The sequence below is a fragment of the Chitinophaga sp. genome, from assembly GCF_036566945.1.
Taxonomy (GTDB): domain Bacteria; phylum Bacteroidota; class Bacteroidia; order Chitinophagales; family Chitinophagaceae; genus Chitinophaga.
Map to the genome: position 1 here is coordinate 1 of NZ_DATCVJ010000421.1, position 5881 is coordinate 5881.

Below are 5881 nucleotides of genomic sequence, written 5' to 3' on the forward strand. Positions count from 1 at the left end.
GATGACGGCAAGGAGAGCCCTCATGCGTCATTTGAGACGAAGAGAAAATATGTTAACACTAGATAACAGTCGCAACGGTACTCTGGCACAGTTTTGTCATTTACTGTAGCATAAGAAGATTAAACAGCCTGCAGACGCTTAACTTCCATTGATTCACGCATAATCAAAACAGACAATCATGAAAACGTTCAAGTATATTATCATCGCCGCAGTATTAGTATCCGGATTAAGCAGTTGCCTTGTAGTCCGCGACAGGCCCGGATATTATCATTCTCCTCATTATCATCATCACTATCACGGATATTACAGGTAGACAAACAACCAGCCCCGCACTTGCCACGGGGCTGGTTGTTTAATCTTTCAATTCCATCCATACAGGGCCATGATCACTGCTCTTTTCCCAGCCGCGCACATGTCTGTCTACCCCAGCTGCCACGAGGCGGGGAACTACGGAAGGACTCAACAGGAAATGATCAATACGTAAGCCCGCATCGCGTCCGTAGGCATCGCGGAAGTAGTCCCAGAAAGTATAAATTTTATCGTTAGGATGTAGCTTCCGGATGGCGTCTGTCCAGCCCTGTGCTACCAGCTCATGGAAGGCTGCACGGGTTTCCGGCCGGAAAAGTGCATCATTCACCCAGCGTTCCGGTTTGTATACATCCAGTTCCGTAGGCATTACGTTAAAGTCGCCCGTTAATACCACCGGGATTTTTTGTGTCAGCAGATCTTGCGCATGGGCAGCGAGGCGTTTAAACCAGCTCAGTTTATAGTCGAATTTTGGACCCGGCGCGGGGTTACCATTCGGTAAATAAAGGCAACCAATAACGATATCATTAATCACCGCTTCAATATAACGGCTGTGGAGATCTTCCGGATCGCCGGGCAAAACCCGGCAGCGCTCTTTTATGTCGGGGCTGCGCGATAGAATGGCTACGCCGTTCCAGCTTTTTTGTCCATGCCAGATGGCATGGTAGCCGGCATCGAGGATCGCCTGCTCCGGGAATTTTTCCTGCGGCGCTTTTAGCTCCTGCAAACAGGCTACGTCCGGCGCTGTTTCTTCCAGCCAGCGAAGCAATACAGGAAGGCGTCCGTTGACACCATTTACATTATACGTGGCTATTTTCATGACAGTGATCGGTTTTAGATATTCGATGCAATAATAAAAATCAGGCCGGTTAAATATAGGAAGTATTTAGGTGTATTTAAAAAACAGGGGAAAACAGATTTGGTAATGTCCAAAAATAGATGGAGATTTTTAGAACTTTTCCTTCCGATTTTGTATCACTTTTTTAATCGCACAACACGTTTAAACATGAAAAAAGTAACGGGCCTTGGAGGCGTATTTTTTAAATGCGAGGATCCGAAAGGGATGAACGAATGGTACGCCAAAAACCTTGGAGTGCCAACCAGCGAATACGGAACAACGTTCGAGTGGCGACACGCAGATGACCCGTCAAAAAAGGGTGCTACGGCCTGGTCCACATTTCCGCAGGATACCAAATATTTCAATCCTTCTGCAAAACCATTTATGATCAACTACCGCGTGGAAAATCTTGTGGAGCTGGTAGCGGAACTGAAAAAGGAAAATGTAACCATCGTTGATGAGATGGCAGAATATGACTATGGTAAATTCGTTCATGTGCTCGATCCGGAAGGAAACATTATAGAGCTGTGGGAACCCAAAGATGAGGTGGATGAAGATGAGGTGGTAGGGTAGCGTTTATCGGATATAATTGTCACTTACTTTCAAAGAATAAAAAAATGGTGAATAGGAAAGTGTTATGGTTGTTTTCTTTGCTAATCCTTTCTACGACTGCATTTGGACAATCATCCAACCCGATGGTAACGGATGTAACATTTGGCATGCTCACCTGGGTAAAGCACCTGAACAATGATATTGATAAGCCTTATTCCAGTGAAAAAGCAGAGCAGTTGAAACAACGGCTGGAAGACCTGAAAGTGGACCTGACTGTGTATAAGAAAACGCGCAAAAGGCTGTCAGATAGTTTGTTCAGGAATAACATTGCCACGGGGAAAAAAGATCCGGATAACCTGGAACTGCTGAAACGCAGTATGAGTAAAGTAATGGAAGGCATGCGGGGTGTAAACGACCTGGTGAGTGAATCGGTACAGCAGGAAGGCGACAAGTTAAATGATCAGATTTATAAAACACTCTACGAAGAGCCGGGACGCTATTTATCCTACCTGGAGGCCTTTTTGGGCGGAATGGATGTGACCAAAAAAGACCTGGCGCTGGATGGCAGTGTATGTTTTAACCGTTTGGAAGAATGTATTAATATGATTGCCGGTATGGAAGGCCGGGTCGGTAAGAAAGTAAAATAATCGCTGTCTGTTAAATAAAAAACCTTGTAGCAATATTCCGCTACAAGGTTTTTTTTATGGTGAATGCAAATTAAAACAATTGAATGGTTTGTCGTCTGCTACCATTGGTGATGGGCCACAGTTGTCCTTTGCCTTCTTTTGCTGCGGGGGCTGCCACCCGGCGCTCTGCCAGTAAATGACTTTCAAAACCGCTGGTTTTACTGTAGGTGATGGTCACTGTTTTTCCGGTATAGGGCAGGAGGTCTATCGATATCATATTCCAGTCGCGCGCTTTGCTGCTAGGCATCCCAGTTTTTGCGTAAGAAGAAAAATGATTGATGGCCGCTTTATTACGGCGTTTAACCGTCACCGTATCCCCGTTTATTTTTACCGTGGGCAACTCCGGATAGCCTGTCAGCAGTAGTTCGCAGCGGCCGTTTACGTCTGTCGGGATTTGGAGGGTAGTGGTATTTCCCGGGGTATTAAAATTTATTTTTTCGGGAGATGTAATGGCGTTGCCGGCTTTCCCTTTCTCAAATTCCAATGCCATGGTCGCGTAACCGGGCAGCAGGATGCGGATGGTGTTACCCGAAACAAACGTCTGCGGATATACGTCCTGATAAGGGAAGGTGATGTTGGCATGATATTTTTCGCCAAAGGCAGCGGGAAAGTTCACGGAGCGATCAAACGGAATGACGAGTTCCTGTGGATTGGCCTGCGTATTACGCGCTACCAGCACGCCTTTATCGCCGTTCCATCCCATATAGCCGTAGGCGTTACCTTCGTCGGGGCGACCACCTACAAATACCGTATTATTCAGGGCGCTGCGATGTGCTGCGGCCCAGTTGTCGACCGTACAAAGGGCTTTCCATTGGTCGGGCGACATTACTTCCGGCGAAATATACCATTCTTTTAAAAGGGTACCCCGGCCATAATGCATCAGCACATATTCCAGCCAGTCCTGCAGCGTATCATCTTTACTTTCCATCCTGCCATCCGAGGTTTTGATGATGCCATGTGTCATCAGTCTGGAAACAGGCACCAGTGGGCGGTCTGCCGGATTGCCAAACATGCGCCAGATATAGGTGTCCCGGTCGGTGCTGGCTGTTGCACGGGTAGATAGTTCCGGCCAGTTCCGGTTAGTGCCGTCATCGCCGGATAACATCCAGAGATAGTCGGCATACATCAGCCAGTAAGGAGAAAACCAGATCCAGTTGGTGAGGTTCTGGTAAATATCCGGATTCACTTTGCGGGTAGCCAGTAGTATGTCTATAGCCGCATCCAGGTTGGCTTCATGGCCATGGCGGTCTGTTGCCGGATGATTGTTGCCTTCGCCCAGATCGCTCAACTCGTTAAAATCATGTTTATAGTAAATGGCATTCGTCTGCCGGATGATCTCCGGAATCTGCTGCAATAATTTTGTTTTATTCTGCGTGGCAGATAAACTCAGGTATCTCCCATATTGTTTAAAATAGCTGTTGGGGATGGCTTCTTTATAGCCCTGTTGCTTAGCCCAGGTAATATCATTTGTATAGTCGTTGATGGCCAGCCACATGCCAAATCCGGTGCCTTCCTCTCTGAGCTTTGCACTGAGCTTTTTCACATCGGCCAGACCATTAGGAAAATATTTAGGCGACGGATCCCAGACAGAGGTTCTTTTCTGCCATCCGTCATCTACTACCATGGCATCCATTTTAACACCATAGGGGGCAATCGCCGTTTTAAATTCCCGCCAGATATTGATAAGGCCATCCCCACTCAGGTCTTTGGCCCTTGGCTCAAACCAGTTGTTATAATGGAGGAAGGAGCGGGGCGCTTTCCACATGGTGGCTAAGTACCGGGTGAAAGATTGTTCCACCGACAGGTTTTCTTCGCGGCAACCAGCTACGGCTGTCTTGCTATGAATATAATATCCGCTATTTCCTTCCGCCCCGGCATAGCCGGGGAAATGCATCAGTCGCACCATTCCCTTTACAGCCGCGGGTTCTACATCTCTGCCATCCAGATCAATAAAGCTGTAGTTGCCCACTTTATCATAGTAACGGCCATAGCTGGCAGGTGTGTTACCATCACTGCGACGGGTATACGAAGCGGGATATTCTAATCCAAAAAACCACCTGCCATCTGCAAATACCGGTTCGCCTCTTCCGCCGCCGGTAGCGGGCGCAGAGATAATAAACCGCTCGGCTTCCAATCTGTCGACCGTAGCAGCCTGCTGATAATGCAGGATGATTTTCTTCCTGGTATAAGCTTCTCCTTTTACCAGGAAATATTGAATAAGCAGTTCTTCCGGTAGGGCCACAGCGACTTTCCGCGGTTTGTACGTAATTTCTATAAAGGAAGTATCCTGCTTCTTAAAAGTAACAGGCGCCTTTACAGCGGTGAAGTCGCCAATACCATAACTAGTATCCGTATTCATCGGAAGAATATTCAGCTCCTCGCTTTTCACGGCCAGCCGGATATGTTGGCGCAGGTCCGTAAAAGCGGTGGTGCGCCATACATGGCCATCAAAAGACAAGGTTCTTGCAATGCGGTCATTTTGGAGGGAAATATCCTGTGCCTGCCCTAAAACAGGAATGGCACAAAGCCACAGGGCCAGGTGTAGTTTTTTCATTATTCAGTATTTGATGACTTACGTGGTAATGCCTTCAAAGATAGGCTGCTGTTGGGAGAGGAGTGATAGTATTTTCGCTGATCATTGCAGCGGGTTGCTAAAGTTGGCAGGTTATTCTTCACAAAGCAAAATCGGCAACGCATCGTGATACAAATATTTAGCAGTAAATTGAGCACAAAGAACCATGATCTTATGCCATTGAAAAGCAAATGCTTTTTGTTGTTAGTCCTCTTAACCAATATCGGTATGGTAGCCACCGCCCAAACGGACAAATGGACGGGCATCTGGCGCACATCTGTTAAGCCCTGGGGCGTAGGCAAGCCCATTACCATGGAGCTGCATATTGGTGCCCCGGAAGCCGGAATGCTCTACCCGGCTACTATAAAAATACAATACGGCGAATTTACCGGCAGGTATGAACTGCTGCTGGCCAAAAAAAATGAGCAGCAGCTGGGCATTGGGCGCAACAAATATCCATTGGAGCAAACCCCTTTTAAACTGGGGATCTGGATGTGGTATCTCAATGGTACCCTGGATTACCGGAAGGATACCCTCACATTGCATCGAATGTGGATCGATAAATTCGATATCTGGATGCGCGGACTCGATGAGGATGACGAGATCTATGAACAAACCAAAGTGGCCTTGCGCGAATTTCTGTACCGGGGAGCCGCCTCCTTCACCAAAGCCGGGAACAAGGCAATGGCTGATTCCAGCGTGCAACGGATCCTGCATTCGGATAACGAAAAAAATCGTGTTTACTTCGGGATGTACGATCGCGTGGTATCGAAAGATAGTGTGGTGGCCCTCCAAATCATTGACCAGGAACAATACGATAAAGACACCGTGACTCTGCTCCATAACGGCAAGGCGCTGTTTACCCGGGAACAGATCAATGACCACAACCGCCGGCTGAATGTGACACTGGACACCGGTAATAACAGC

At 47.5% G+C, this 5881-nt stretch carries 6 protein-coding genes; 4 read left to right on the forward strand and 2 right to left on the reverse strand.

Annotated elements, in window-relative coordinates; all coding sequences use genetic code 11:
• Nucleotides 1–178 precede the first annotated feature (178 nt).
• Nucleotides 179–313: a hypothetical protein gene (locus tag VIP81_RS12535; RefSeq protein WP_331960780.1), complete on the forward strand. Its 135-nt coding sequence runs from the start codon at nucleotides 179–181 to the stop codon at nucleotides 311–313.
• A gap of 39 nt (nucleotides 314–352) precedes the next feature.
• Here the strand turns inward: VIP81_RS12535 and xth are convergent, their stop codons facing one another.
• On the reverse strand, nucleotides 353–1126 hold the full coding sequence (xth, locus tag VIP81_RS12540; RefSeq protein WP_331960782.1) for an exodeoxyribonuclease III: 774 nt from the start codon (nucleotides 1124–1126) through the stop codon (nucleotides 353–355).
• Nucleotides 1127–1312: 186 nt separating this feature from the next.
• Here xth and VIP81_RS12545 point away from each other — a divergent pair, with 186 nt between their 5' ends.
• Nucleotides 1313–1717, forward strand: coding sequence for a VOC family protein (locus tag VIP81_RS12545; RefSeq protein ID WP_331960784.1), 405 nt, complete (start codon nucleotides 1313–1315; stop codon nucleotides 1715–1717).
• Between the two features lie 44 nt (nucleotides 1718–1761).
• Nucleotides 1762–2343 (forward strand): hypothetical protein, encoded by a 582-nt coding sequence (locus tag VIP81_RS12550; protein ID WP_331960786.1) that lies wholly within the window; start codon nucleotides 1762–1764, stop codon nucleotides 2341–2343.
• Between the two features lie 70 nt (nucleotides 2344–2413).
• Here VIP81_RS12550 and VIP81_RS12555 read toward each other — a convergent pair whose 3' ends face one another.
• Nucleotides 2414–4936: a hypothetical protein gene (locus VIP81_RS12555; RefSeq protein WP_331960789.1), complete on the reverse strand. Its 2523-nt coding sequence runs from the start codon at nucleotides 4934–4936 to the stop codon at nucleotides 2414–2416.
• A 216-nt stretch (nucleotides 4937–5152) separates the two neighbouring features.
• Here VIP81_RS12555 and VIP81_RS12560 point away from each other — a divergent pair.
• On the forward strand, nucleotides 5153–5881 hold a 729-nt coding region (locus tag VIP81_RS12560; protein ID WP_331960792.1), incomplete at its 3' end, for a hypothetical protein.

What these genes read in the sequence shown, in the direction of transcription:
- VIP81_RS12545 (WP_331960784.1), top strand. Translation starts at nt 1,313, where the DNA reads ATGAAAAAAGTAACGGGCCTTGGAGGCGTATTTTTTAAATGCGAGGAT.
- VIP81_RS12535 (WP_331960780.1), top strand. Translation starts at nt 179, where the DNA reads ATGAAAACGTTCAAGTATATTATCATCGCCGCAGTATTAGTATCCGGA.
- VIP81_RS12555 (WP_331960789.1), bottom strand. Translation starts at nt 4,936, where the DNA reads ATGAAAAAACTACACCTGGCCCTGTGGCTTTGTGCCATTCCTGTTTTA.
- xth (WP_331960782.1), bottom strand. Translation starts at nt 1,126, where the DNA reads ATGAAAATAGCCACGTATAATGTAAATGGTGTCAACGGACGCCTTCCT.
- VIP81_RS12550 (WP_331960786.1), top strand. Translation starts at nt 1,762, where the DNA reads ATGGTGAATAGGAAAGTGTTATGGTTGTTTTCTTTGCTAATCCTTTCT.